Here is a 26,151-nt window from a genome sequence, read left to right on the forward strand (position 1 = left end):
GCCAGGACCACACGGTTTTGCCGTACGCTTAGTCCACGCCATCGTCTCAGCGTAAACCAGCGTCCACCGCAACCCGCCCAACGTCCGTGACGACGGCCGACGCCCTTCTGAGTAGGACGGGATGGCGATAGATGCGCACTGATTTGGGCCGGCCGACAACAGAAATATTTTCGATTTACAGAAATTCTCTACTTGACACGACTTCCGTAAATCAGAACTGATTTGCCCGTCGGGTTGTTTTGTCGCACCTTGGGCGAGCGCCCCCGGTTAAAATCAGTCATTTTGTGCGGAAACCGAGCGTCCAATCATCGCTGATGAACCATTTGTTCTGCGACCCCGACTAAGGGACAAATGAACGTCCGGAGAATGGCGGTCGGTTGTTCCGGCTGCTCCGACCAACGTGCGGAGACCACGTGCGATGCAGATGCGCTTCTCAACATACCGGTTGTTAGCATGCATGGCCACGGTGGTTCTCGCCGGGTTGCCGAGAGTGGCCGCCGCAGACGAGTTGGATTTCTGCATAAAACTGTCAGATGACCTCGCGGTCACAGAGTGCTCGCGCGCCATCGACTCGCACCAATACAAGGGTCGAAGCCTTGCGCGGCTGCATGCGCGTCGCGGCGGGGCGTACCAGGCACAGGGTGACGTCAACCGCGCAGTGGCTGACTACAACGAGTCGATGCGGATCGATCCGACGTATCCGGCGGCCTACAGCAACCGCGGCAACATTTGGTTCCATAAGGGCGACTTCGACCGGGCCATCGCGGACTATACAAAGGCGATCCAGATCGATCCGAAATATGCGGTCGCCTACGCCAACCGCGGCAGCGCCCTGGGGTCCAAGGGTGACCTCGACCGGGCCATCGCGGACTTCGACCAGGCGATCCAGCTCGACCCGAAAGATGCTGAGGCGTACTACGGCCGCGGCCGCGCCTGGAGCGCCGGGGGCAAATACGACCGGGCCATCGCGGACTATAACCAGGCGATCGAGCTCAATCCGAAATATGGGAGCGCCTACGTCAACCGCGGCAGCGCCTGGGGCAACAGGGGCGACCTCGACCGGGCCATCGCGGATTTTAGCCAGGCGATACGGCTCGATCCGAAAATTGCCAAAGCCTATTACAACCGCGGCATGGCGTGGGAGAAGAAACGCAGTCTGCAAGCGGCATTGGCCGACTTCAAGATGCACACTCAACTCGCTCCGTCCGATCCAGACGGCCCGACGGCTGTGAAGCGCGTATCGAAAGAATTGAGCAAGATGACGGGGCGGCGCTGACATGGCTCGAATATTTAAAGGACTGGCGGACAGAGCGGCTGGCCGCGTCAAAGATCTCGATGTTGACGCCATCCTTGCCAGGGGAAAGGAGCTATTGCAGAAGCGCTCAATCTCCAATGCAAGGCAATTCGGAGTTGATGGTCGAAAGACGCTCTTCTTGCTGCTTCTCCTTTTCGCGATCCCCGCGGGCGACTGCTCCGCGCAGACACCGCCGCCGCCAGTCGACGAACATGCGTTCGAGCGCGTGCCGCCGACAGTGGTGAAGAGATTGGCGACCCGCTTTTCGCTAGGCGCATTCGCCGGCCGCTTCGAGGAGACGCCGCTCGGCGCGGTCCGCAAAGCCGTGGGCGAAGGGACCATTCAACACCAGGGCGACGCTGGAGGTAGCATCTATTGGCTGTGTTATAGGCGCGCGCAGCATCGATTATGGGTCGTGTCCCACGGAGAGATGGGCGGCCCGGACCATCGCGTCACAGAGATCGTTGAAGAGCTCACCGAGAAAGACACCGAGACCTCGACCGGTTGCGCCATCATCCCGGAAAAGTTCGCGCCCGTCGTCTTCGACGGCAAGCTGCATTTAGGTATGTCGCGTCAGCAGGTAATCACGGCGCTGGGACCGCCGTCGAAGTCGGAAGCTGCTCAGATGGTGTATTCTCACGAAGGAAAGCTCGCAAACGGTTTCGATGAGACCGCTTGGCTCATTCTCCGATTTCGTGAGGAAAAGCTCGTATCCATGCGCGGCTTCAAGACCACGACGAATTGAAGTGGCTGCTATCGGAAGCTGACTACGACGAGGCGCTGTGGAAGAAGGACAGCAAGGTCAGGGGCTTCAACTCGACGCCAGACTGTCAAAGGACACTTCCGTCGTTGGCACTTTTGAGACATGCCCGCCTATCCAGTGAAGGACAGCCGATCTGGCGCCACAACCGATCGACACGTGACCGAATACGCTTCTGGCACGACCCGGACCACCGGGGTCGGCCTGCTGATGTCCGTTGTTCGGGGTATGTCCGAAGTGGCTGGCCGACCGTCAAACGGCCGCGAATGACCCTGAACTGACGTCGTACCCCGTCGCCATGACAGGCAATTCGGGTTACGTTTGATCCTCTCCGTGCCAAGGACAAGCAAGTTATTTGCGCCTTCGAGGATTGAAATGAATGATTTTGACTTACCGGAGACGCGTTACGCGCTCAGCGGCGACGTCAATATTGCGTATCAAGTCATGGGCGCCGGCCCGGTTGATCTCATCATGGTGCCCGGCTTCGTGTCGCACGTCGAATTCACGCACGAGCTGCCCGGATACACCGCATTCTTGCGCCGGCTTTCGACGTTTGCCCGCGTCGTCACCTTCGACAAGCGGGGCCAAGGGTTGTCCGACCGGATATCAGGCGCACCGTCGCTTGAACAACGCATGGACGACGTTCGCGCGGTCATGGATGACATCGGCTCTGCACGGGCAGTGGTGATGGGTTTTTCCGAAGGCTCGGCCATGAGTGCCTTGTTCGCCGCGACATATCCCGAACGTGTTATGCAACTCATTCTTTTTGGAGGATTTGCGCTTGCCCCGGCGTCCCGACCGGATGAGCTGGAGAAGAGAATTGCGGGGATTGTGAAATCCTGGGGCAGCGGCGAAGTCGGAAAGACCGTGATCCCGAGCCAGGTGGCCAACGGAAATGCGGTCGCTCAGTTCGCCAAACTGGAACGACTTTCCGCCAGCCCGGGCGCGGTGCGGGCGCTTATGTTTTTGAATGCGCAAATTGACGTCAGGCCGATTCTCTCGGCAATACGTGTTCCCACACTTGTATTGCACCGCCTTCTGGACGTGCGAGTCCCCATCGAGGCCGGCCGCGACCTAGCGTCACGCATTCCTGACGCAAAATTTATTGAATATCCCGAGCGCGATCACGCGTTCTGGGCTGGTGACACCGAGGCACTGCTCGGAGACATCGAGGAGTTCGTAACCGGACACAGGGAAGGTTCATCGGCGCATCAGGAGCGGGTTTTGGCGACAGTTCTCTTCACCGACATTGTCGATTCGACTCGCAGCGCTGCTGCCATGGGCGACCAAGCCTGGCGGCGGTCTCTCGACAGCCATGATCAGCTTGCGAAACAAATGATCGAGAAGCATCGCGGAATTCTGGTCAAAAGCACCGGCGACGGAATTTTGGCAACCTTCGACGGCCCCGGCCGCGCCGTTCGATGCGCGTTGGCATTAGGGACGGCTGCATCGCAGATAGGTTTGCCTCTACGGGCCGGCCTCCACACGGGAGAAATTGAAATAAGAGGCCGAGACATCGGGGGAATTGCTGTGCACGCGGCCGCTCGCGTGATGGCACAATCCCAACCACGCGAAGTTCTCGTTTCAAGAGTTGTCACGGACCTTGTTGCCGGGGCGGGCCTGAAATTTTCCGAGCGCGGTTCACATGAACTCAAGGGCTTGCCCGGTCGTTGGGATTTGTTCGCCGCGAGTGCATAGTACATGTCCGGGTTTGGCACTTTTGAGACATGCCCGCCTATCCTGAGAATGTCCGTTTACCGGGGTAGACCGGAAGTCGCCATGGTCTGGCCAAACCGACGCGTTTGACCCTGAGCGGACATTCGCACATCCCCTGACGGGGCTATGTCTCCGTATCGACGGCCGTCAGCATGCCAGCGGGACAAGACCACGTCAAACCAACTTGATTTGCTTTGCAAACGCTCCGTTCCCGGGCGATTTGGCGTCGTCTCAACGAACGAGGGGGTATTCATGGCCAATCCTGCACCGACGAATGCCGCTGATGACACCGATCCGGAGCGGGCGGCTTCGCACCACTGGAACACGACACCCGAAAACCAGGCGCCGACCTTCCGCAACCAGGACCAGGTCTGGCCGGTGCGCGTCATCCGGCGCGGCAACGCCGTACGGCCGCTCCCACCGCACGCCCGTTCGCTCGCGGACCTGACCTTTGAGGTGGGCGGGGTGCGCCTCGGCCTCAGCGACCACATGGCCCGCCGGCGCATGGCCGGGCTGCTGATCCTGAAGCATGGCGAGATTGCGTTGGAACGTTACGGCATGGGTAACGGCCCGGAGAGCCGGTGGACCAGCATGTCGACCGCGAAGTCGATCACCGCGACGCTCGTCGGGGCGGCACTCCATGATGGCTTGATCGGTAGCCTTGACGATCGCTGCGAGCAATATTTGCCGCGGCTGCGCGGCTCGGCTTACGAGGGCGTCACGATCCGTAATCTCCTGCGGATGTGCTCCGGTGTGGCCTGGCGCGAGCACGACGATGCAGACGGACGATCAAACTGCGATCGCCTGGTCAAGGCCATGGTGAGCCGGCGGCCAAGCTCCGCCTTTGACCTTCTGTGCGAACTGCCGCGCGCACAGCCGCAGGGCAAAGTCTTCAACTATTCGACCGGCGAGAGTTTCCTGATTGGCGCGTTGGTCGCGGCCGCAACAGCCCAGCCCCTGGCCGACTTCTGCGCCGAGACGATCTGGGGCCCTGCCGGCATGGAGGCCGATGGGTATTGGCAACTTGACTCCGAAGGTGGCCTGGAACTCGCCGGGTTTGGCGTCAGCGCGCGCCTGCGCGACTTCGGCCGCTTCGGCCAGCTGGTGCTGGAGGATGGCGAAGCCTTCAATGGGCGGCGGGTCCTTCCGCCCGGCTGGCGCGATCTCGCCGGACAGCCCGACAGCGCCCCCACCGGCTTCGGTCGGCTCACGCCCGGTTCGCCGTTGGGATACGGCTACCACTGGTGGGCGATGCCGCCCTTGCCGGGCGGCGTCAGCAACGGTGTCTTTTCGGCGAACGGCGACTATGGCCAGATCATCGTCGTCAATCCGGCCGAGCAGGTGGTCGTCGCAATCCAGAGCGCGTGGCGTCAGCCTGAGGACGGCGACGCCAAGCTCGAAATCGTCGCGATGATCAGAGCTGCGGTGCGCGCGCTCCAAACGGAGCCAGCGTCGTAGGCCCCGCGGCGCCCTACCCGCTCAGCCCTTCTTCGATTTGACGCGGAAGATCACCGGCACGGTAAAGCTCAACCCTTCGTCCGCGATCAATGGCGGCGGCGCGGGCACGGGATCGGAGCGCCGCACCATTGAGAGTGCGGCCTCGTCGAACGCCGCGTCGCCGGATCCTTTTTCGATGCTGACCGAAAGCACGCGCCCCATCCGGTCCAGCGTGAAACGAACAGCGATTTCGGCAGCCTGTTGAGCGCGATCCTTTGGATATTTCTTGTGCTTGTCGAGATGGGCGGACAGCTCCTTCTGCCAGGTCGCACGCACGCGGCGCGCGGTCTCGCCGCTGCCGATGGCCGGTGCGATCGAGCGCGGCCCCTCCGGGATCACCTCGGAACTGGGAGTGGCGGTTGCTTCTGACGCGACCGACTCCGTCGAGGCTGCGGTCTGTACCGCCGCGATCTTCGGATCGTCTTCCTTGGGCTTCTTCGACTCGGTCTCCGTCACCACCCGGTCCGCTTCTTCGGGTTCCGTTGGCTTGTCCTGCGGCAGTTCGGTTTCCTTGACCTCGGCCTTCTGCTCCGCAAGCTGGGGAGACGCCGTCGACGCATCCGTATCCGGGCCCGGCGGCAGATCGGTCACCTCGCGATGGACCGAGGCCATTTCGAGTCCGATCTCGATCGCGGTCGCGCCGAGCGCATCGTCGGCCTCTTCGGCCTGCAAATGCGAGATCGCCAGCGCCGCGCCGCCGATGTGAAGCGCGAGCGCGCAGACGCCTGCGAAAACCCAGAGCCGCCGGGACGTCGTTTGTTCGTCGAGGTCAGTCATCAGTTACCCGTAGCGTTTTCAAGCGAAGTGGGTACCGGTTCGCGTGAAGAAAACGCGTCAAAATAAAGAATCAAGGTTTCGATTCGGCCGGTGCTGCCGGCAAGGCCGCCGCATCCGGAACGCCTTCGAGCGTCACCAGCTTGAGCTTGGAATAACCGCCGGCGCGCAGGATCTCCAGCACATCCATCAACTCGCCATAGGGCACCGCGCGGTCGGCGCGCAGGAAGACATATTTATCCTTGCTCATATCCGGCATCGCGTCGAGCGAGCGCACCAGATCGACCCGCTTGACCAGGTTCTCGCCGATCGCGACCGCCAGATCCGGCTTGATGCTCACGTAAGTCGGCTTGTCCGGTTTCTTCTGCGGGGTCGCCGTCGATGTCGGCAAGTCGATCGGAAGATCGACGGTCGACAGCGGCGCAGCCACCATGAAGATGATCAGGAGGACGAGCATGACGTCGATGAACGGCGTGACGTTGATTTCGTGCGATTCCGCGAAATCGCCGTCGTCGTCGTCGCTCTCTGCGATCGAAGCGCCCATCGCCTACTCCGCCGCCGCGCGGGAATGCGAACCGCCGACATGGGTGCGATCGAGATCGCGCGACAGCAGACGTCCTGCGGCGCCCGACGCACGGCCGACCAGTTCCAGGTAGCCCTTGGTCACGCGCGAAAAGTGATTGTAGATGATGACGGCGGGGATCGCGGCGACAAGACCGATCGCGGTCGCCAGCAGCGCTTCGGCGATACCGGGCGCCACCACGGCCAGATTGGTCGTCTGCGATTTCGAGATGCCGATGAAGCTGTTCATGATGCCCCAGACCGTGCCGAACAGTCCGACGAAGGGCGATGTTGCGCCGATGGTGGCGAGCAGGCCCATGCCGAGCCGGATCCGCCGCGCCTCGGCGCGCACGATCTCGGCAAAGCTCGACGCCGCGCGCTCCTTGATGCCGGCGTCGCTCGAGATACCCGCCGACAGGCGCGCTTCGCGCATCGCGGCCGCGAGCAACGACGACAGCACGCTACCCTTCGCGCCCAGCGCGAATTGCGCTTCCGCAAGCGAGCGGGAGTCGCTGATCTTTTTGAGCGCATTGCGCAGCTTGCGCTGAATGACGGTCATCTCGATCATCTTGGCGATGAAGATGGTCCAGGTCAGCAGCGAGGCAAAGGCGAGACCGATCATGACGGCCTTGACCAGCACGTCCGCCGACTTGAACATCGACCAGGGCGACAATTCGCGGAGCTCCGCAGCGGCGGCCTTCAGCAGCTTGTCACGCTCGGCCGGCGCGGCGGTTGCTTCTGCCGCCGGGGACGCGGCTGCACCCGGGGATGCGGCAGTTGGCGCTGCGGCCGCCGACGGCGCGGGAGCCTGCACGGCCGGAGCCTGCGCGGCTGTTGCTGCCGGCGCCATCTGCTGCTGGGCCGACGAAGGCGCAGTTGACGACAGGATCGCCAAGGCGGCGATTGCAGCGACGGTGTTTCGAACAATCAAGAAATTCATGCTTCGGCCCAGTAGCGAATTAGGTTGTGATAGATGCCGTCAATTTGACCGTTTTGGGGTCATCGCCCCGGTCGCATTACCAAGGCCTGGATCGACGTCTCAAGATCGAAAGTCAGCCTGCGGGCGTGGGCATCCCGTACCATGCTCTGCAGCCAGACAAAAGACACCACACGCATACCCCGTGTGAGATGCAAACTAGAAGCACCGTAAACAGCGGGATCCGAGCCCGGAGCCTGCTTCAGGGAACCATCGAAGGCCTCGTCTGCCGGCTTGAGAGGCTTAGATTTGAAGGGTTCTAAATCTAAAGCGCGGCCGCCAATGGGACAACACCGCCCGCTCCCAACGCGGCGATGTTGAAACCTTTCACCACTGCTTTGATCGCGTCGCCGAAGTCAGAGAGCATCACAACCCGCTCGCGCGATGGATATCCAGTGATGTTTCAAAACGTTTCGAAAAGCGCTATCGCAATTGCGGGAATTCGACGAGCCGCCGATCGCGCTGCGCGGATATTATCCCGAGTCCCATCAGGAGTTTTTCCCGCCAAGAATCTTGTCGCCAAGACTCTTCATACCTTCACCGCGGCGCAGCAGGCGCGAAACGCCCGGCGCGTTGCGCAATCGGCAGGCATTGCAGAGCGACATTTTTGATCAAGCTGCGAGGCTTCAAACCTTTCCAATTGTTTAGGATTCTTCAAGTCTTAGTGTGTTTACAGCCAAACGGCGCGCATATTACACCGGACTTCGCTGGGGACGCTTTTGAATACCCTCCCGAACCCAAGAAGCCCGCATGTCCAAATCGCGCACGATCCGTCTGTTGTTGCTGATCGGTGCAATGGCCGGGCTCGGCTATTTCGGCTGGCAGCGATTCCATGGCGAAGACCACGCCGCGCAGGCTGCTAGTCCCCAGCAGCGCGCACCGGCCCGCGTCGCCGTCAAGACCGCAGCCGTCGAGAAGGCCGATTTCCCGGTCTATCTGACCGGCCTTGGTACGGTGCAAGGCTTTAATACTGTCCTGGTCCGCACCCGCGTCGATGGCCAGATCAACCGGATCGCCTTCCAGGAAGGTCAGTTCGTCAAGCAGGGCGATACGCTGGTCGAGATCGATCCGCGGCCGTTCCAGGCGACGCTCGATCAGGCGAAGGCCAAGAAAGCCCAGGACGAAGCCAATCTCGCCAACGCCAGTCTCGATTTGCAGCGCTTTACCAAGCTCGGCGAATTCGCGACCCGGCAGCAAACCGATACCCAGCGCTCCACCGTCGCGCAGCTGACGGCGCAGATCGAGGCCGACGCCGCGGCCATTTTCAATGCGCAAACCCAGCTCGACTACGCCACCATCAAGGCGCCGATCTCCGGGGTTGCGGGCCTGCGCCAGGTCGACGTCGGCAACATCGTCAATGCCGCAACCCAGACCGGCATTGTGACCATCGCGCAGATCGAACCGATCGCCGTGATCTTCACGGCCCCCGAAGATCAACTGCCCGATATCAGGGCTGCACTTGCGGTGGCGCCGCCGGAGACGATCGCGCTGTCGACCGACGGCAAGCGCGTGCTGTCGACGGGAACGCTGGCGCTGATCAACAACCAGGTCGACACCACGAGCGGCACGATCCGGCTCAAGGCGCTTTTCGACAACAAGGACCATGCGCTGTGGCCGGGCCAGTCGGTTTCGACCCGGCTTTTGATTGCGACGCTGAAGGACGCCACCGTGGTGCCCGACGATGCGGTTCAGCATGGGTCCGACGGCCTCTACGCGTTCACGGTCGACCAGGACAACAAGGCCGCCCTGCGCAAGATCAAGGTGACGCGGTCGATCGACGGCCGCTCCGTGATCAATGAGGGATTGTCGCCCGGCGAGCAGGTAATCACGGCAGGCCAATACAAGGTGCAGCCGGGCACGCTGGTTTCGACCGCGGTCGCAAGTTCGGACCCGGTGCCGGCCAAGGTCGGCCAAAGATGAGCGGCGGAATCTCCGCGCCCTTCATTCGCTACCCCATCGGCACCTCGCTGATGATGGCCGGCATTCTGTTCATCGGTCTCGTCGCCTATCCGCTGCTGCCGGTGGCCCCGCTGCCGCAGGTCGATTTTCCGACCATCCAGGTCTCCGCCAGCCTGCCGGGTGGCAGTCCGGAGACCATGGCCTCGTCGGTGGCGCAGCCGCTGGAGCGCCAGCTCGCGCAAATTCCCGGCATCGCGCAGATGACCTCGACCAGCTATCTCGGCACGTCAGCGGTCACCATCCAGTTCGATCTCAACCGTTCGATCGATGGCGCCGCCAACGACGTGCAGGCCGCGATCAACGCCGCCAGCGGTCAATTGCCGAAGAACCTCCCCTCGCCGCCGACCTATCGCAAGGTCAACCCGGCGGATTCGCCGATCCTGCTGCTGTCGGCGACGTCGGACACGTTGCCGCTGACCACCGTTAGCGACAGCGTCGACGCCCAGCTTGCGCAGCAGATCAGCCAGATTTCCGGCGTTGCGCAGGTCATCATCGGCGGGCAACAAAAGCCGGCGATCCGCATCCAGATCGATCCCGCCAAGCTCGTCGCCAAGGGCCTGTCGATGGAGGACGTGCGCAGCCAGATCACGATCACCACCGTCGACAGCCCGAAGGGCAATATCGACGGCGCCACCCGCGCCTACACCATCTACGCCAACGACCAGCTGCTCGATTCCAGGGACTGGAACGACGTCATCATCGCCTATCGCAATGGCGGACCGCTGCGGGTTCGCGATATCGGCCAGGCCGTCACCGGCCCGGAAGACGCCAAGCAGGCGGCCTGGGCCAACGGCAAACGTGGCGTGTTCCTCGTCGTGTTCAAGCAGCCCGGCGCCAACGTCATCGAGACCGTCGACAAGATCAAGGCGACGCTGCCGCGGCTGGTCGCGGCCATCCCGCCTGCGATCAAGATCGAGGTCATCAGCGATCGCACCCAGACCATCCGCGCCGCGGTCGAGGACGTGCAATTCACGCTGCTTCTCACCATCGCGCTGGTCGTGATGGTGATCTTCATCTTCCTGCGCAGCTTCTGGGCAACCGTGATCCCGACCATCACGGTGCCGCTGGCCCTGCTCGGCGCCTGCGCGCTGATGTGGGTATTCGGCTATTCGCTCGACAATCTGTCGCTGATGGCGCTCACCATCGCCGTCGGCTTCGTCGTCGACGACGCCATCGTGATGCTGGAGAACATCACCCGCTACATCGAGGAAGGCGAAACGCCGATGGCCGCCGCCTTCAAGGGCGCCAAGGAAATCGGTTTCACCATCGTCTCGATCTCGATCTCGCTGGTCGCGGTGCTGATCCCGCTGCTCCTGATGGGCGGCATTATCGGCCGGCTGTTCCGCGAGTTCGCGGTCACGCTGGCGATGACGATCTTCGTATCGATGATCGTGTCGCTGACACTGACGCCGATGATGGCATCGCGCTTCCTCAGGTCGCATCACGAGACCAGGCATGGGCGCTTCTACCAATGGAGCGAAAGCGCGTTCGACGCCATGCTTCGCGCCTATGAGCGCGGGCTCGACCTGGCGCTGCGCTGGAAGTTCACGACGCTGATGATCTTCTTCGCGACGCTGGGATTGTCGGTCTACCTGTTCGTGATCATCCCGAAAGGCTTCTTCCCGCAGCAGGACGTCGGCCTGATCACCGCCACCTCCGAGGCCAACCAGGATATTTCGTTCGCCGACATGAAGCGTCACCAGGAGGAACTCGGCAAGATCGTGATGGCCGATCCCGATGTCGCGACCATCGCCATGAACATCGGCGGCAGCGGCAGGGCCGGCAACAACGGCAACATGTTCATCACGCTGAAGCCGCGCAACGAGCGCAAGGCGTCAGCGCAGGAGATCATCGCCCGGCTGCGCCCCAAGCTGGACAAGGTCGAGGGCGCCCGGCTGTATATGCAGGCGGCGCAGGACGTCCGGCTGGGCGGCCGGCCGACGCGAACCCAGTTCGAATTCACGCTGCAGGACGCCAATCTGGCCGAGCTGAACGAATGGGCGCCGAAGATCCTCGCCAAAATGCAGACGCTGCCCGAACTGCGCGACGTCGCGACCGACCAGCAGACCAACGGCACCACGGTGGAACTGAAGATCAATCGCGACACCGCCTCGCGCTACGGCATCCAGCCGCAATTGATCGACGACACGCTGTACGACGCCTTTGGCCAGCGCCAGGTGACGCAGTATTTCACGCAGCTCAACAGCTATCACGTGATCCTCGAAGTGCTGCCGGAATTGCAGGGCAGCATCGACACCCTGGACAAGATCTATGTGAAATCCCCGACCACCGGCGACCAGGTGCCGCTGTCGACGTTTGCGAAATGGACCAGCGTGCCGGTGCGGCCGCTGTCGATCAGCCACCAGGGCCAGTTTCCGGCGATCACGATCAGTTTCAACCTCGGCCAGGGCGTGGCGCTGGGCCAGGCGACCAACGCGGTCCAGAAGGCGATGGTCGAGATCGGCGCGCCGACGACGCTCAACTCGAGTTTCCAGGGCACCGCGCAAGCCTTCCAGCAATCGCTCGGCACCGTGCCACTGCTGATCCTCGCGGCCCTCGTGGTCGTCTATTTGATCCTCGGCATTCTCTATGAAAGCTACATCCACCCGATCACGATCCTGTCCACGCTGCCGTCGGCCGGCGTCGGGGCACTGGCGATCCTGATGCTGTTCGGATTCGACTTCAGCCTGATCGCGCTGATCGGCATCGTGCTGCTGATCGGCATCGTGAAAAAGAACGGCATCATGATGGTCGATTTCGCGATCTCGGCCGAGCGCGACGAGCAGCTGGAGCCCGAGGCCGCGATCCGAAAGGCGGCGCTGCTGCGTTTCCGCCCGATCATGATGACGACGATGGCCGCCCTGCTCGGCGGCGTGCCGCTGATGCTCGGCACCGGCACCGGATCGGAAATCCGCCAGCCGCTCGGCTATGCCATGGTCGGCGGCCTCATCGTCAGCCAGGCGCTGACGCTGTTCACGACGCCGGTGATCTATCTCTATCTCGACCGGCTCTCGAACGCGTTTGCGCGCTGGGGGCGACCGGCGCATCCCGATCGCGAAGCCGATCCGGAACAACAGGGCGCGGTCAAGCAAGCCGCCGAGTGAACTGGCTTTGCGCGTGATGGATTGCCAGTGATTTAACCCTGCAGGCGATCTGGCCTGGCGAGTTACTTGACTTTGAGCGTCCGACGGCACATCCGAGAGCGACATATTTCGGAGCCGGATCACAGTGAAAATTTCAGCAACGCTCGCATTCGTCGTCGCCGTTACGTTTGCCTCGCCCGGCTTCGGCCAGACGCCGCAGGCACCCAAGGCCAAGGCCGCGCCGCGTTCGGCCCAGGCCACGCCGTCGCCGACGCCGGCCCCGCAGGCCGATGCTGCGCCGGCCAACACCCCCGCCCCTCCCGGCTGGGTCGCGCGCTGCTCCAGCCCAAGCCGCGAGGCGCCGCTCGAATGCGCGGTCGAACAGACCGCGGTTCTCACCAAGACCGGACAGGTGATCGTGCTGCTCAACATCCGCGTCGCCGGCGACACCCGTCAGCCGATGGCCATCATCCAGTTGCCGCTCGGATTAAACCTGCCGGCGGGCGCCAAGCTTCAGGTCGACGACGGCAAGGTTTCCGATCTGCAGATCCAGACCTGCGAGCAGCGCGGCTGCTACGCCAACAGCCCGATCCCGGCGGATATGCTGGCGGCGATGAAATCCGGCAAGCAGCTGAAAGTGTCGTTCCAGAACATGGCCAAGGAAAGCATCACCATTCCGATGCCGCTCGCCGACTTCGCCTCAGCCTACGACAAGATCAAGTAACTGATTTCGTCATTTCGAGCCACCGGGTCGCGCGAATGCGCGCCCGATGACAGGCACCGCGAAGCAATCCACCTCGTCACGCAAAGCAAGAATGGATTGCTTCGCTGCGCTCGCAATGACGGAATAACACCACTACCGCGCCACCTCCGCTTTCACGGCCACATAGACGGTGTTGCTGGCATCGTGATCCCCGCGCCAATTGTCGAAGGTCACGACATGGGTTGTCGAGGTCGCAAAGGCGCCGGCCAGCACGCGTTCGAACGCATCGTCCGGTGGATCGTTCGACCACAGCGCGAACACGCCGCCCGGCTGCAGATGGCCGGCGAGCCGTGCCAGCCCTTCCGGCTCGTACAGCGCGGCGTGCCGCGGATGCAGCAGCTTGCGCGGCGAGTGATCGATATCGACCAGCACCGCATCGAAACGGCGTCCCTGTGAACCCGCGTCGAACCCTTCGGCGGAGGCCGACATCGCAAAGAAATCGCCATGGGCAAGGCGGCAGCGCGGATCGCCGGTGAGCTCCTTGCCGAGCGGCAGCAATCCCTGCTCGTGCCATTCGATCACTTCGGAAAGCGCATCCACCACGATCAGTGAGCGCACGCCGGCGTTTTCGAGCACCGCGCGGGCGGTGTAGCCAAGCCCGAGGCCGCCGACCACCACGTCCAGATCCGCGCGACCATGCGCCGCGAGGCCAAGCCGCGCCAGCTCGATCTCGGCCAACGTGAACTGGCTCGACATCAGAAACTCGTCGCCGAGCTTGATTTCGTAGACATCGACGTCGGACATCGGCCGCCGCCGGCGCCGCAGGCTGAGCACGCCCATCGGCGTCGGGCGGAAGTCGAGTTCTTCGAACGAAAGGCTCATCGGCCAAGGCCTGACTGCGGCCCGGCCGCGTCCCAAAATACCGGCGGATTTGCCGGGCCCCTTGCAACAACGCCTTCCCCGCGCGCTTGCCAAGGGCGCAAGGTAGCGAGTAGAAGGGCGCCAGTTCGCCGGATTCTCAGGATCCGGCCGCGAGCAATTGCCGGCCGACTCACTAAGTCATTGATGTCGCTCAGCAATTCTTGGGGAATGGTGTAACGGTAGCCTAACGGTTTATTGGCTAAGTCGTTGATTTTCCTCAACCAGTTTAGCAAACCTCCCCGATTTGATCCGGCCTGAACTGAAGAAATCTGAGACGTTTGCTAAACTTTCGGCGCTGCCAAGTGGCGCTCGGGCCAATTAGTGGAATTGCCACATGCTCACTTGCTACGACCCGGCCTGCGCGACCTGTAAATATCTCCCTGACGCTCACTTCCCTCTGTCAAAATACGGCGAGCGCGACTAGCTAGATAAGACACTTCATCCATTGTGCGCAGCAGGATGTCGCGTTCGTCCGGGCTCCGCTCAGTTTGGCTAGTCTCCTGCGATAGTATTCGGGTAACGACGTTGGGGAGTATCTCAACTTCGATCGACCTTGGCCCATGAACGCCAAATTGTCCGACATCAACCTTGCTGCCTTGCATGAACCGAAGTTCTGTCGAGGCTATATCTGCTCTCGGTAGATCGAACGGATCGTCGCGCCGGAGAATGTCTCGGACCACGCGCCGACCAGCTGAATTAGCGTATACGAGGACGTTGCTATCGTCGAAAAGTGCAGCGCAGATACCGAACCAAACAACCGCACCATCGAGCCAACCCTCAAATTCACGGGCTGATCGCAGCATCTCAAACGATCCATTGCCGGCAATCGCAAGCATTAGACCCGCCAAAAATTCAGGTTTCAGTCCGCCTTCGCCGCGATTTTTGAGTTGGGCGATCGTTGCATTGAAGCGGCTAATTCGTTCCTCTCTTGAGGCGGCGAGCAATTTCACCAAATCGAGGTCAACGCCCGCAATCGTCGAGAGTTTGCGAAGCATATCTGGCCTAATAGACCGCGCCTCAACCGCAGCTGCGATGAACTCAACGATCGGACCATTGAACTCTCGAAGAGCCCCCCGCGAGAGTGCCGTCGTCGCCCTATGCACATGGAGCCAAGCAACGGCACTGCTTCCCACATTCTGCTTACTAACGGCTTCGATACCTTCTCCCCGAGCTGCGATCCATTCATTCAAAGCCCAATCAAACGCTTGGTCGTCATAGCCAGCTAGAACCGTTTGACCAAGCAACAGAGATAGCGATGACTGAAGCAACGGAAGCACATGGCTCGGTCGTTCGGACTGTCGTGCTGCAGCCATCCAGGCTTCGGCAAGGCTGGCTCCAGCAACCATCCGAGCGATCTGCATCTCGTTACCATGGACGCGCCTATTATTCTCCAAACTCTCGATCAATTCGGTCGGCAAAACTCGGAAGTACGCTGTAAATGGACGCACGTTTGTGCTGTAGGTCGATACAAATGCGAAAAATTCTTGAAGCTGCCTTTCTGGGACGCAGATGATCGGCCTAGCATTCGCCTGAAAATCTGGCCAAGCCAGTGTCACATCATTAGGCTTCGCGCGCTGCGACCCTGCATCACTTGGCAACGTTGGATTACCGACCAGAGCCTCGGCCATCCAATTGACGAACTCCTCCCGACTTAGGCGACGCGTTGTGATCGCGATCATAAGAAGAGATCCTTCAGGTCCGGCTCAACTGGCTTCGCAATTTCGCAGGCTTTCAGTCCTTTTTCAAAGTAACCCGCCAAACTCCCACCATGATAAACAACGAGCGTCGTTTTCGCCCTCGTCACAGCAGTGTAAGTCAGATTCCTTTGCGTGGGGAATCTTTTCAGCTTGTCAGCAGCCATCAGGTGAACAGCCCTGAACTCGAGACCTTTTGCTCCTTGTACGGTCGTAACGACAACCGGACGACCTTCAACCATCGAGGTGTAAGCACCAGCCCGCTGTACTTGCACGTCTCCAGCAATGCTACTGGCAAGAAGTAGGCCGACAACTACTTTCAAATCATCAGCTCGTGGGCACAGCACTCCGATCATCTCTCCTGGGTAAGCTTGGAGTTGAGTCTCTATACGCTTCACTGCTTGGGCCACCTGATCGTCGATTTCTAATTCTCCTAATGCCTCGACAGTGGAGGGATACGCAGCCTCGTCATAGTTGGAACTCGCCTCCATACCGCTAGGATCATCGATGAGATTCTTGATCCCATCCGCAACGCGACAAATCTTCATACCATTTCGATAATGGTGACGGAGAGTTACTGTCCCCGCTCCAAGCTGCGCTAATTTCTCTAGCGCGCCGGTTCTCTCCGTGATGCGTTGATTGTTATCGCCAACAGCGAAAATTCGCTCACCAAACGAACGGATCAAGTTGACTTCGTCATCAGAGTAATCTTGCGCTTCATCTAGCAAGATCACGTCGTAGGTGTTCTCGGCTTTTTGCATTGCCGCGACTTCACCCAGTTTGGCAAACATTTGATCCCGAACTTTATCGAAATCATCGTCTTCAGCCAGAGTGAGGCCATTGGCATTCAGAACTTCGTATGCCCATCGCATAAACGTTTGCACCTTGTCAGGGGCAAACGGGTAGTGCGTCGTACCGGACGCAATGAACTCCTTAAGAACTCGGCCAAAGGCGAGCACTTTGATATTGGTAGTCCCCTTTTTGTGAAGATAACTCGCTCGCAACAGAAGAAGATTTGTTTTCCCGCAGCCCGGCGGGCCGATGACAAGATGGTCAGCATCGTCATCGAGCGAGATGACCTTTTTTTGCTCTTCATCAAGCTGACTAATGTCTTTCCACCAAGAGGATTCCATCAAGTCCCTCCTAGACCATCAAGATTGAGCGACCCTTCGATTCCTCGTTGTACTTGATCCAGGCACAAGAATAGCGCAGCTTCGATTCGATCGCTAATCGCTGCTGAACTATAGGGACCCTTGAATACTTCTACGGCGGGAATTTCATCTATCGGCACGTCGGAAGTCGCCGCAGCTATTTGAACTATGATTGCTTGCGCATCGACATCGATGACTTCGACGACAATATTTAATCGGAACCCGCTCAAAAGCTGAAGGCTCTCTGACGGCTTCAGCTGAATCACAAGTATCGGGGAGCGACGTGCGGCCCGCGCCACCTCCACCGGAGGAATCAACGAAGCATTCGCTTGCCGTATTCGCCGAACTTCGATTTTCAATCCTTCGATAACCGTGTCGAGCAGCTCACGAGCAGCGGCTGCGTTGTTCTTTGTGGGAGTCGCTTCGGATTTTGCGAGCAGAATCCTCTGCCCCACTCGCTTGCGCGCTTCGTCGGCGGCCGGCATCGACTTGGGGGGTCGAAAAGAATCCCAGTTTGCTAGGCCTATCCGTTTGGCCGGGTCTTTAACCAACGCCATGCGACACGCATCAACGAGGTATGAGGGCGCCGTCTCGCTCGCGACATTTGGAAGCTCATGCTGCACCGCATTTACAAGCGCCGCATATGGATTCACGAACTCGTCAAATATAGGGCGCCGCATAATTAGGTCATGTAGCACCGCACCAGCTTGGTAGATTGATAAGGCGCGCCAACCCGCGGCATCATCTGCTTCATCCCGTAGCAGAAACTCCGGAGAACTATATTGGAGAGTGCCCACAAATACGCGCTGACCATCCACGTCGGTTAAACCAACCTCGCCGATCGGCTTCAGAACGCCAAAATCGAGCAGCACTAGCCTACTTAGATCTTCTAGTAGAACGATGTTGGCAGGCTTGATGTCTCTGTGCGCTAGGTTCAGCGACTCCAAGAACTCACACGCTGACACAAGCTGTTCTATTAGCTTTGGGATGTTGGCTTCTGGCACCTGATCCAAGCATTTGCTCAGACTGAGACCGTCCAAAAATTCCATAACGATGTAATGGTTCTTGCTATTTGCATCCACTCCGCCGCCAAGCAAGCGGACCATATTAGGATGTGATTTGCCAACCAGTGTCAGCTCGCGCTCGATGCGACCAAGTTGCGTCTTGTCGCCGAAACGCTGAATAATTTCATCATCGAATATCTTAACGGCGACTAACCCGTCCTTGCCCGCCGCGCGAAACACGGCTGCTGACTTTCCATGATCGATCAGCGATTCAATCGTCCAAGACTCGATTGTAGTTCCGCGAAAGCGATCTTCCCATTCTTTGGCTTTAGCTGAATCCACGGCTCCCCCTCGGCACGCATTCGCGGTCGTTCAAAACTATCAAGCGCGCCGTTGCCGACGATCGCCAATGGTTAGAGCAGCCATGTCGTTCCCGCCCAAGATACATAGGCATTCACGATTCAATTTACGATATAGGCAAGCCGCCTTTTCCACCATGAACAGCATCGCCAAAGCATCCAGTTGGTCTGGGGTGCGTCGGCAAATAGATAAGGCGCTCGGAAATGGGCGTCACGGCCACTTCGCTACAACCTTAAACTGTTCTTCTGTTCGACATCACCAAGAGTAGTAGTGCACGCGGGAGCCTGACGGGGGTGGTTGAGCAATCTGGGAACGACGAGATGACAAATCCGGAGTAAGAGGCAAAATTCTACGGAAAACAATTAGATGAAGGGTTCGTGCGGTAAGACTGGACCCACAACGTCGACACGTCTATATGACCGCCCGGAGTGTTTGCCAAAGTCCATATAATGGCATTGCTAAACTTCCGAAAAAAGTACTTATATATCAGGTACTTAGATGGGGAATGGTGTAACGGTAGCACAACAGACTCTGACTCTGTTTGTCTAGGTTCGAATCCTAGTTCCCCAGCCAATTTGGATGCTCAGTCGTATTTTACCCGTTTATCCTCTAGCCACCGCGAGGGGGCTGTTTCCGCAAGCAAATCGAAGGCTGACGGACCGTCGCCGATAGCTCCCTCGCCCTTCCACGTCGAACCAGCGGGGACAAATTCCAAAAGCCGCCTCTCTTCGCGCGCGACGTTCACCCTAAACAACCTCTCTGCCTTGCAGGCTAGGTCGAACACCTTCCTCTAGGTCGCGAATGCGCCGAAACCTGAAGCCGCCCGGACTCCGCCTGTAGCACGAGGCAGGTTGCACACGCCAAGCGAGTATGCATAATAAGGTTGAAGTTCGAGCTATTGCACGTTTAGTTTGAGGGGTAATCGGTCATGATTTCCGTCGCTAAACTTCGGATGAGTACCGCAGTCATTCTAATCGCTACGCATTCATCGGCGTACGCCCAGCCATATTGTCCTGAGCCGTTAAAGCAGCATTCGATCGTTTTCAACGATAAAGCGGCCTTGGCCGACCGGTTTAGCTTTCGAAAAACGATCAACGCAGTGTTGAAGTCGCAAGGTATTGCGGTGACTAAGGAGGCCGCCGAAAAACTTGTTTCGACAATGTTGTCGTCGTTTGTGGCCGATGACTTCGTAAATCGCAACAGTCAGCTTCGGATGCAGGTATCAGAACGGCCCATGGAGTCCGTTTTGAAAGCGTCCGATTTGCTGGATGCGGATAAGCCAGACAACCCTTTTGCCATGGTTCCTGTTGGCCTCTTCAATAGGCTGGATCTAGTACCCGAGGATTGGTCGGACTGCGGAGAGCATCGTATCGTCTACACTTTCAACAAGGCAATCGATCACGGCAACAGTCCGCCAGCCAGCCGGATGACGATAATCTTTGAAGCCCGTCTTAGAAATCCACTAGGAGGCCAGATCGGCTGCCAACCCGTAGCAGAGTTCTGGGCCAATTTGTCAAAACTCGCGGATGGTGGGGTCATAGCCGACGAATTGGATCGTTTTTACTATACGGGGTTGTCCGCCAACATTGGTCCCGTGGTACATGCCGACAATTATCGTTTTGGACAGGTTCGGGGCAATCTTTTTGTAAACAAGGTCGGCACGTCCACCGGGCCGGTCCAGTGGAATTTGCGAGAGTGGATCATCACAAGCGTCGATGGCAACTCGAGCAGTTTCGTTCCGGTAACGGTGAAGACAAATCCGCTTGCCGAACTCTACGGTGCCGGCGTACCCGCTACGGCGGCTCCGCAGGCGCGTGCGGCAACTGTCAAAGACGAGTTTTGGAGGGAGTTCAAGGGCAGCTACTTAGGGCAGTTGATTGAGTTCGATGAAGTTGCAACGGATAAAAACCACAAAAACTATGATAAACGCTTAGATAGAACCGCTCCGGAATTCGATCTCAAAGTTTTCAAAAGCTACCTCTTTAGCAAGCTTGGTGCTCGTTTCGACGACAAGTTCAACGAGTTCCAGAGTTCAGTTTCGCCAATCGACAATCCCATGGGCCCAGCTATAGATAACACGGCCTTCAAGCAAACAGTTGTCGATCCAGAAGCTGCCAGGCTGGCCAAGGTTGGTGTGGATTCAACACAGTTGGTTGCTCGTGCGGCAGCCGTTACATGCGCCGGATGTCACAATTTCTTCAAGGCGGGGCCGCCTGCAGGAACTGCACCAATAGCCAAACTTGGAGCGGAAGAAATACTTTGGCCTGCTAGCCTCAACTTTGTTCACATCGATGAGAAGGCAGCGCTCTCGCCGGCTCTAACGGAATTCTTTGTTCCGTTTCGCAGAGAGCAGCTTGAGAAGCTCGTTTGCAAGCCTTCGGCTCCGATAACTGTAGAGCAGCTTGTCGCCACTGCCGAGGTCCAGGCGCGAGACCGCTCAATTCTGCGATTGCAACAATCAATTCGCGCTCTCGCGCCGCAGACCGCGCCGCTGGGCGCGGGTACGACTGGCGGCCTGATATCCCAGATTCAAGATGATCGAGAAGCGCAGCGGCTTAAGCCGGGGTTCTTCGTCCAGAATCGCCGTTCGCATTGAACCAACGAGGTGACCGCTTCGTGCGCCGCTCGCGTCATATCGCAAGCTACGCAAGCGCCAGTTGGAGCCGCTTAAACCGAAAAGCCGCCGACGCGTGCTGCGCGTCGGACCATTCACCAGGCTGCCCGATCGACCACGTCAAACCTGCCCCATGGCGCCGGCGGCTTCCAATTCAGAGATTTGCGCCGCAGAAATCCCCCAATCTGCGAGAGCCTCCCGGCTGTCACGTCCGGGGGATGGCGTCGGCCGGCGAAGTTCGGAAGGCGTGCGGGAAAATCGCGGCGCCGGGCTGGGATGCCGCAGGCCGTCGAACGCCGCGTAAACATCGCGGCTTTGCATCTGCGGATGCTCCGGCGCTTCGTCGATCGTCAGCACGGGTGCAAGACAGGCGTCACGCCCCGCAGCTTTCGCGACCCACTCATCGCGCGTGCGCGTTGCGAAAACCTCAGCGAAGCGCTTGCGCATCTCCGGCCACGCCGCACGATCGTTCTGGTCCGGCAGGCGTTCGCCGTCGATGCCCATCACCTTCAGGAGACTGGCGTAGAATTGCGGTTCGATGGCGCCCACCGCGATGAACTTGCCGTCGCGCGTGGCATAGCTGCCGTAAAACGGCGCGCCGCCATCGACGATGTTGTCGGCACGCCGCCCGGTCCAGCTGCCCTGCTGGCGAAAAGCCTGGAACGCCGACATCAAATGCGTGACACCGTCGATCATGGCGACGTCGATCGTCTGTCCGCGGCCCGATTGACGCACTTCCATCGACGCCGCGAGCAGGCCGACCACCAGATAAAGCGCGCCGCCGCCGAGATCGGCGACCAGATTGAGCGGCGGCGGCGGCGGCCGATCGGCATCGCCCAGGGAATGCAGCGCGCCCGTCAGCGCGAGGTAGTTGATGTCGTGGCCCGCCTCCTGCGCCATCGGCCCCTCCTGCCCCCAGCCCGTCATGCGCGCGTAGACCAGCCGCGGATTCTTGGCGTGGCAGATGTCGGGACCAAGCCCGAGCCGCTCCATCACGGTCGGTCGAAACCCTTCGATCAACGCGTCCGCCCCGGCTACGAGTTCCAGCACGGCCGCCACGGCCCGCGGCTGCTTGAGGTCCAACGCGACGGAGCGTTTGTTGCGATTGTAGAAGTCGAAGCGCGGCGGCAAATCCGGCTCGACGCCCGGTTTGGCGATGCGGTCAATCCGCAGCACGTCGGCGCCGAGATCGCCGAGCAGCGCGCCGGCGAATGGCGCCGGGCCGATCCCGCCCATCTCGACGACACGAAAGCCGTTCAGCGGTCCCGTCACGATGAAGTCTCCTCTCTCAGCGGTGGAACCGGACAGCATCGCCGAGATCAGCGCGGCCGACGCGCGCCGCATTGGCCTTGATACTGTGATCCTCGTAGCCAAACGAAACGCCGAACAGCAGTTTGTAATTGGCGGGAATGCCGAGCTGTTCGCGGATGATCTCAGGAAACAGCCCAAGCGCGCCCTGCGCGCAGGACGCGATGCCGCGCGCGGTCAGCGCCAGCATCAGGGTCTGCGCATACATGCCGATATCGGCCGCTTCGCGCGTATCGAACGGCGTCGGCATGAAGATCAGTACGGCGTGCGGCGCATCGAAGAAGGCGTGGTTGCGGATATAGGCCATCTTGCGGCCAACCACGTCGCTCCGCTCGACCCCCATCGCGCCATATAATTTCTGCGCCGCGTCCACCTGCCGCTCGCGGTAGATACCAGTGAATTTGCCGTCAGCCGGCCAGTCCGGCTTGATCGGCTCGTCCCGCATCCCGGCCGCGACCAGCGCCGTGCGAAGTTGTTTCAACGCTTCACCCGAAACGACATGCGGCGTCCAAGGCTGCACGTTGCAGTTCGACGGCGACCATTGCGCAAGCTCGAACACCTCGCGCAACGTCGCCTCCGGAATCTCGTCGGGCAGAAAGCCACGCACCGAGCGGCGGCGCCGGATCGCCTCGTCGATGGTGATGGCGGGCCGTTCGTGCATGCTCATCGCTCTTCCTCGATCAACGCGACACCACGCTTCGCATAGGCGTGCGCCAGATGCCGCCCGACACGCGCCGCGTCCGGCAACACTCCGGTGCCGAGATCCCCGCGCGCGGCGACGCCGGCGCTGCCGACCGCACCGCGAAACATCGCGAACACCTGGTGAAATCGGGTGAGGCGCTCGGTCGCGCCGGACAGTTCGTAATAGAGTTCCAGATAATCGCGCTCGGACGGAATCCCCATCTCCGCGAGCGGCAGGCCGAGCAATCCGCCGTTTTCGTCCGGTGCCATCAGCCAGGCCTGGCTGTTGAAGGCCAGATCGACGAGGGGATGACCGAGCGTCGAGAGCTCCCAGTCGAGCACGCCGACCACGCGCGGCTCTGTTGCATGAAACATGACGTTGGCGATACGGAAGTCGCCGTGGCACAGCGCGACCGTCTCGCTTTCGGGCAAGCGCTCGGCAAGCCAGCGCACCATCCTGTCGAGCGCGGGGTTATCATCGTCGCCGCGGCGGAACTGCGACCATTGCTCCGACCAGCGCTTGAGCTGGCGAGCAAAATAGTTTCCGGGCCGGCCGAAATCGCCCAGGCCCAGCGCCCGGTAATCCAGCCTGTGGATGGCGGCCAGCGCGGCGCACATCGAACGGAACAGCTCGGTGCGCTCGGCGCGGGCGAGTCCGGCCGTTCCGAACTCGTTGAAGACGCGGCCGTCAAGCCATTCCATGAGATAGAACGGCGTCCCGACGATCTCGCGATCCTCGCAGTACCGATAGGGTTCTGGTGTCGGTACGGAACTGCCTTGCAGCGCCGTCAAGACACGAAATTCGCGGTCGATCGCATGTGCCGACGGCAGCACGTTCTTCGGCTGCTTGCGCAGCACCGCGCGCCACCCGCCGCGGCTGACAAAGTATGTCGGGTTCGACATCCCGCCGTGCGTGCGTTCCACCCGTGTCGGACCGGTGCCGCCGAGCCAGTCCTTCAGATACGCGTCAAGCCGCGCAACGTCGAAATCGACGCCGCGGTCGGACGCGCTCGGCGCCGTCATCACCGGCTGGCCTGCTTGCCGCTGAAGTTGAACAGGTATTGCGCGACGCGCCTTATCTGCACTTCCTCGGTACCCTCTGTGATGCGATAACGGCGATGGTGACGGTAGATATGCTCGAACGGCAGTGCACGGCTGTAGCCAATGCCGCCATGTACCTGCATCGCCCGGTCAGCCGCCTCGCAGCACAGGCGGTTGGCGCGGAAGTTACAGATCGAGACCATGTCGCTGATCTCCAGCGGATTCTGGCGGTCCATCTGCCACGCCGTGCGGAAGATGAAATTGCGCACCAGTTCGTATTCGGACCACAGCTCGACCAGCGGAAACTGAACCGCCTGCTTCCGCGCGAGCGGCTCGCCAAAGGCGACGCGTGTCTTGGCGTATTCGACCGCCTTCAGGATACAGTAACGCGCGGCGCCCGCGCTCGCCGCGGCCTGGCGCACGCGGTTCTCGTGCACAAAGCGTTGTGCGACGACGAGGCCCTCCCCCTCCTTGTGCAGGATCGCGCTGTCGGGCACGCGCACGTTGACCAGTTCGGTCTCCGCGTGATCGCTGGGCATGTTGAAGGTCCAGTGATTGTAAAGCACGTGATGGCCCGGCGTATCGGTCGGAACGATGAAGGCGGTGATGCCCCTGGCCTCGCCCGGCTTGCCGGAGGTGCGCGCAAACACCAGATTGGCGTGGGCGCGGGCCACCTGGCTGTTCCAGCGCTTGCGGCCGTTGATGACCCAATGATCACCGTCACGTACGCCTTCCGTCTCCAGCCACGTCGCGTCGCTGCCATGTCCGGGTTCGGTCAGGGCGAAGGAAAGATGCTTCTTTCCGGTGATGATGCCCTCGATATAGCTTTTCTGTTCCTCGGTGCCGTAGTCGGCGAGCGCCGGAATGATCGGGAAATTGCCGACGATCGAGGATTCGTCCTGCAGATCGTTGTGCAGGCCGAGCCCCTTGGCGGCGAGGTGCTCGCGGATCGCTGCGATCGCAAGATTGGAAGCGGCCTGGCCGCCGCATGATTTCGGCAGGCCATAGCGCAGGTGCCCTGCCTTGTCGGCGCGGCGCTCCATTTCGCTGATCAGCGCGCGCCATTCGGTGCGCGGGCGCCCGTCATCATCCCAGTCGGTTCGGGCATTCTCGCGGCGATGATCGAAGAATTTGATGTTGTCGCGCTCGAGCGGTTTGATCTCGGCCTCGATAAAGGCGTCCAGCTCAGCAAGCTTGTCGGTGATTTCCTTGGGTAGTTCGAAGTCCATGGCGCCTCTCCCGGTGCTCTCTTTGTTTTCGGCCGCTGCTAGAGCGCGATCCGCCCATAAGGGTGGGTACTGCTGACGCCGCCATCGACGGAGAGCAGTTGTCCGTCCACGTAGGACGAATCATCGCTGGCCAGGAAGGCCGCGGCGGCGGCGATCTCCTCGGCACGCCCGGGTCGCTTCATCGGCGTCACATGGCCGAGCTTGGCTTCGACGCCCCGCGCGCGGGCATCCTCGAACACTTTTCGGGTCAGCTGCGTTTCCACCAGCCCCGGCAACACGGCATTGACGCGCACGCCGGTGCCGGCAAAGGCGTTGGCCGCCGTCTGCGCCAGATTGTTCACCGCCGCCTTGCTCGCGCTGTAGGAGATGGCGCCGGCATTGGCGCGCAGCGATGCGGCCGACGAGGTGAGGATGATCGAGCCGTAGCCCTGCGCCGTCATGTGCCGGCCGGCATATTTGATGGCGAGGAAGCAGCTGATGGTGTTGATGCGGTAGACGTCCGACCACTCCTCGACCGTCTGCTCCAGCAACGGCGTGTTCGTTCCGGTGACGCCGATATTGGCGAAGAAGATTTCCAGACCACCGAATTCCGCCACGCAGCGCCGGACGATCTCGGCGACGTTTTCCTCGACCGCCGCGTCCGTGATCAACGCCGATGCGATGCCGCCTTCGTCCCGGATCGCTGCTGCCGTTTCCTCGGTATTGCCGGCCCGGCCGACCACCAGCACGGAAGCGCCTTCGCGCGCGAAACGGATCGCGCTGGCACGGCCGATGCCGCTGCCACCGCCGGTAACGACTGCGCGCCTGCCTTCCAGTCGCCTCATC

20 protein-coding genes, 1 tRNA gene and 1 pseudogene are annotated in these 26,151 nt (G+C 60.6%); 9 read left to right on the forward strand and 13 right to left on the reverse strand.

What is annotated here, in order from left to right; genetic code table 11:
• Nucleotides 1-418 precede the first annotated feature (418 nt).
• The 4 genes from JQ629_RS30470 to JQ629_RS30485 all read left to right on the forward strand — a co-directional run bounded on the left by JQ629_RS30470 (nucleotide 419) and on the right by JQ629_RS30485 (nucleotide 5,228).
• A complete protein-coding gene (locus JQ629_RS30470) occupies nucleotides 419-1,276 on the forward strand; it encodes a tetratricopeptide repeat protein (protein ID WP_212415757.1) in 858 nt (285 codons plus the stop codon).
• 1 nt (nucleotide 1,277) lies between these two features.
• Nucleotides 1,278-2,039, forward strand: coding sequence for a hypothetical protein (locus JQ629_RS30475; RefSeq protein ID WP_212415758.1), 762 nt, complete (start codon nucleotides 1,278-1,280; stop codon nucleotides 2,037-2,039).
• Between the two features lie 390 nt (nucleotides 2,040-2,429).
• A complete protein-coding gene (locus tag JQ629_RS30480) occupies nucleotides 2,430-3,752 on the forward strand; it encodes an adenylate/guanylate cyclase domain-containing protein (protein ID WP_212415759.1) in 1,323 nt (440 codons plus the stop codon).
• Nucleotides 3,753-4,022: 270 nt separating this feature from the next.
• Complete coding sequence (locus JQ629_RS30485) at nucleotides 4,023-5,228, forward strand: serine hydrolase domain-containing protein (RefSeq protein ID WP_212415760.1); 1,206 nt, start codon at nucleotides 4,023-4,025, stop codon at nucleotides 5,226-5,228.
• 21 nt (nucleotides 5,229-5,249) lie between these two features.
• Here the strand turns inward: JQ629_RS30485 and tolA are convergent, their stop codons facing one another.
• The 4 genes and pseudogenes from tolA to JQ629_RS30510 form a co-directional block, all read right to left on the reverse strand.
• Complete coding sequence (tolA, locus tag JQ629_RS30490) at nucleotides 5,250-6,044, reverse strand: cell envelope integrity protein TolA (RefSeq protein WP_212415761.1); 795 nt, start codon at nucleotides 6,042-6,044, stop codon at nucleotides 5,250-5,252.
• Between the two features lie 70 nt (nucleotides 6,045-6,114).
• On the reverse strand, nucleotides 6,115-6,585 hold the full coding sequence (exbD, locus tag JQ629_RS30495) for a TonB system transport protein ExbD (protein WP_212415762.1): 471 nt from the start codon (nucleotides 6,583-6,585) through the stop codon (nucleotides 6,115-6,117).
• Nucleotides 6,586-6,588: 3 nt separating this feature from the next.
• Nucleotides 6,589-7,542, reverse strand: coding sequence for a tonB-system energizer ExbB (gene exbB, locus JQ629_RS30500; protein ID WP_212415763.1), 954 nt, complete (start codon nucleotides 7,540-7,542; stop codon nucleotides 6,589-6,591).
• Nucleotides 7,539-7,751 (reverse strand): annotated as a pseudogene (locus JQ629_RS30510) (PKHD-type hydroxylase); the annotation flags it as partial. The pseudogene JQ629_RS30510 and the gene exbB, both read right to left, overlap by 4 nt.
• A gap of 577 nt (nucleotides 7,752-8,328) precedes the next feature.
• On the opposite strand from JQ629_RS30510, the gene JQ629_RS30515 reads away from it, so the two are divergent.
• The 3 genes from JQ629_RS30515 (at nucleotide 8,329) to JQ629_RS30525 (ending at nucleotide 13,344) form a co-directional block, all read left to right on the forward strand.
• Nucleotides 8,329-9,498 carry an efflux RND transporter periplasmic adaptor subunit gene (locus tag JQ629_RS30515; RefSeq protein ID WP_212415764.1) on the forward strand — a complete coding sequence of 390 codons (1,170 nt, stop codon included), beginning with the start codon at nucleotides 8,329-8,331 and terminating at the stop codon, nucleotides 9,496-9,498.
• A complete protein-coding gene (locus JQ629_RS30520; protein ID WP_212415765.1) occupies nucleotides 9,495-12,641 on the forward strand; it encodes a multidrug efflux RND transporter permease subunit in 3,147 nt (1,048 codons plus the stop codon). The genes JQ629_RS30515 and JQ629_RS30520 overlap by 4 nt, the downstream gene beginning before the upstream one ends.
• A gap of 124 nt (nucleotides 12,642-12,765) precedes the next feature.
• Nucleotides 12,766-13,344 (forward strand): invasion associated locus B family protein, encoded by a 579-nt coding sequence (locus JQ629_RS30525; RefSeq protein WP_349631349.1) that lies wholly within the window; start codon nucleotides 12,766-12,768, stop codon nucleotides 13,342-13,344.
• 132 nt (nucleotides 13,345-13,476) lie between these two features.
• On the opposite strand, the gene JQ629_RS30530 is transcribed toward JQ629_RS30525, so the two are convergent.
• The 4 genes from JQ629_RS30530 to JQ629_RS30545 all read right to left on the reverse strand — a co-directional run bounded on the left by JQ629_RS30530 (nucleotide 13,477) and on the right by JQ629_RS30545 (nucleotide 18,435).
• Nucleotides 13,477-14,205, reverse strand: a complete 729-nt coding sequence (locus JQ629_RS30530; protein ID WP_212415766.1) for a polyamine aminopropyltransferase — start codon at nucleotides 14,203-14,205, stop codon at nucleotides 13,477-13,479.
• Between the two features lie 377 nt (nucleotides 14,206-14,582).
• A complete protein-coding gene (locus JQ629_RS30535) occupies nucleotides 14,583-15,923 on the reverse strand; it encodes a hypothetical protein (protein ID WP_212415767.1) in 1,341 nt (446 codons plus the stop codon).
• Nucleotides 15,920-17,071 (reverse strand): ATP-binding domain-containing protein, encoded by a 1,152-nt coding sequence (locus JQ629_RS30540; RefSeq protein WP_212415768.1) that lies wholly within the window; start codon nucleotides 17,069-17,071, stop codon nucleotides 15,920-15,922. The genes JQ629_RS30535 and JQ629_RS30540 overlap by 4 nt, the downstream gene beginning before the upstream one ends.
• Nucleotides 17,071-18,435, reverse strand: coding sequence for a protein kinase domain-containing protein (locus tag JQ629_RS30545; RefSeq protein ID WP_212415769.1), 1,365 nt, complete (start codon nucleotides 18,433-18,435; stop codon nucleotides 17,071-17,073). Before JQ629_RS30545 ends, JQ629_RS30540 begins: the two co-directional genes overlap by 1 nt.
• A 517-nt stretch (nucleotides 18,436-18,952) precedes the next feature.
• Here JQ629_RS30545 and JQ629_RS30550 point away from each other — a divergent pair.
• Both JQ629_RS30550 and JQ629_RS30555 read left to right on the forward strand, forming a co-directional pair.
• Nucleotides 18,953-19,026, forward strand: a tRNA-Gln gene (locus tag JQ629_RS30550).
• Nucleotides 19,027-19,381: 355 nt separating this feature from the next.
• On the forward strand, nucleotides 19,382-21,049 hold the full coding sequence (locus JQ629_RS30555; RefSeq protein ID WP_212415770.1) for a hypothetical protein: 1,668 nt from the start codon (nucleotides 19,382-19,384) through the stop codon (nucleotides 21,047-21,049).
• Between the two features lie 138 nt (nucleotides 21,050-21,187).
• Here the strand turns inward: JQ629_RS30555 and JQ629_RS30560 are convergent, their stop codons facing one another.
• From JQ629_RS30560 to JQ629_RS30580, 5 genes are read right to left on the reverse strand one after another with little or no spacing between them, the layout of a single operon-like run.
• Nucleotides 21,188-22,378 (reverse strand): CaiB/BaiF CoA transferase family protein, encoded by a 1,191-nt coding sequence (locus tag JQ629_RS30560; protein WP_212415793.1) that lies wholly within the window; start codon nucleotides 22,376-22,378, stop codon nucleotides 21,188-21,190.
• Nucleotides 22,356-23,042 carry a nitroreductase gene (locus JQ629_RS30565; protein ID WP_212415771.1) on the reverse strand — a complete coding sequence of 229 codons (687 nt, stop codon included), beginning with the start codon at nucleotides 23,040-23,042 and terminating at the stop codon, nucleotides 22,356-22,358. Before JQ629_RS30565 ends, JQ629_RS30560 begins: the two co-directional genes overlap by 23 nt.
• The gene (locus JQ629_RS30570) at nucleotides 23,039-24,079 is read right to left on the reverse strand and encodes a phosphotransferase family protein (protein WP_212415772.1); all 1,041 of its coding nucleotides are present in this window, start codon (nucleotides 24,077-24,079) and stop codon (nucleotides 23,039-23,041) included. The genes JQ629_RS30565 and JQ629_RS30570 overlap by 4 nt, the downstream gene beginning before the upstream one ends.
• A complete protein-coding gene (locus JQ629_RS30575; protein WP_212415773.1) occupies nucleotides 24,079-25,326 on the reverse strand; it encodes an acyl-CoA dehydrogenase family protein in 1,248 nt (415 codons plus the stop codon). Before JQ629_RS30575 ends, JQ629_RS30570 begins: the two co-directional genes overlap by 1 nt.
• A gap of 38 nt (nucleotides 25,327-25,364) precedes the next feature.
• On the reverse strand, nucleotides 25,365-26,150 hold the full coding sequence (locus JQ629_RS30580; protein ID WP_212268813.1) for an SDR family NAD(P)-dependent oxidoreductase: 786 nt from the start codon (nucleotides 26,148-26,150) through the stop codon (nucleotides 25,365-25,367).
• Between the last annotated feature and the right edge of the window lies 1 nt (nucleotide 26,151).

It is taken from the genome of Bradyrhizobium sp. AUGA SZCCT0222, from assembly GCF_018130205.1.
Lineage (GTDB): Bacteria > Pseudomonadota > Alphaproteobacteria > Rhizobiales > Xanthobacteraceae > Bradyrhizobium.

Excerpts from the sequence above, each read along its gene's own strand:
- JQ629_RS30475 (WP_212415758.1), top strand. The coding sequence starts at position 1,278 with ATGGCTCGAATATTTAAAGGACTGGCGGACAGAGCGGCTGGCCGCGTC.
- JQ629_RS30480 (WP_212415759.1), top strand. The coding sequence starts at position 2,430 with ATGAATGATTTTGACTTACCGGAGACGCGTTACGCGCTCAGCGGCGAC.
- exbB (WP_212415763.1), bottom strand. The coding sequence starts at position 7,542 with ATGAATTTCTTGATTGTTCGAAACACCGTCGCTGCAATCGCCGCCTTG.
- JQ629_RS30520 (WP_212415765.1), top strand. The coding sequence starts at position 9,495 with ATGAGCGGCGGAATCTCCGCGCCCTTCATTCGCTACCCCATCGGCACC.
- JQ629_RS30575 (WP_212415773.1), bottom strand. The coding sequence starts at position 25,326 with ATGGACTTCGAACTACCCAAGGAAATCACCGACAAGCTTGCTGAGCTG.
- exbD (WP_212415762.1), bottom strand. The coding sequence starts at position 6,585 with ATGGGCGCTTCGATCGCAGAGAGCGACGACGACGACGGCGATTTCGCG.
- JQ629_RS30515 (WP_212415764.1), top strand. The coding sequence starts at position 8,329 with ATGTCCAAATCGCGCACGATCCGTCTGTTGTTGCTGATCGGTGCAATG.
- JQ629_RS30485 (WP_212415760.1), top strand. The coding sequence starts at position 4,023 with ATGGCCAATCCTGCACCGACGAATGCCGCTGATGACACCGATCCGGAG.
- JQ629_RS30530 (WP_212415766.1), bottom strand. The coding sequence starts at position 14,205 with ATGAGCCTTTCGTTCGAAGAACTCGACTTCCGCCCGACGCCGATGGGC.
- JQ629_RS30580 (WP_212268813.1), bottom strand. The coding sequence starts at position 26,150 with ATGAGGCGACTGGAAGGCAGGCGCGCAGTCGTTACCGGCGGTGGCAGC.
- JQ629_RS30470 (WP_212415757.1), top strand. The coding sequence starts at position 419 with ATGCAGATGCGCTTCTCAACATACCGGTTGTTAGCATGCATGGCCACG.
- JQ629_RS30570 (WP_212415772.1), bottom strand. The coding sequence starts at position 24,079 with ATGACGGCGCCGAGCGCGTCCGACCGCGGCGTCGATTTCGACGTTGCG.
- tolA (WP_212415761.1), bottom strand. The coding sequence starts at position 6,044 with ATGACTGACCTCGACGAACAAACGACGTCCCGGCGGCTCTGGGTTTTC.
- JQ629_RS30565 (WP_212415771.1), bottom strand. The coding sequence starts at position 23,042 with ATGAGCATGCACGAACGGCCCGCCATCACCATCGACGAGGCGATCCGG.
- JQ629_RS30555 (WP_212415770.1), top strand. The coding sequence starts at position 19,382 with ATGATTTCCGTCGCTAAACTTCGGATGAGTACCGCAGTCATTCTAATC.
- JQ629_RS30535 (WP_212415767.1), bottom strand. The coding sequence starts at position 15,923 with ATGATCGCGATCACAACGCGTCGCCTAAGTCGGGAGGAGTTCGTCAAT.
- JQ629_RS30560 (WP_212415793.1), bottom strand. The coding sequence starts at position 22,378 with ATGCTGTCCGGTTCCACCGCTGAGAGAGGAGACTTCATCGTGACGGGA.
- JQ629_RS30540 (WP_212415768.1), bottom strand. The coding sequence starts at position 17,071 with ATGGAATCCTCTTGGTGGAAAGACATTAGTCAGCTTGATGAAGAGCAA.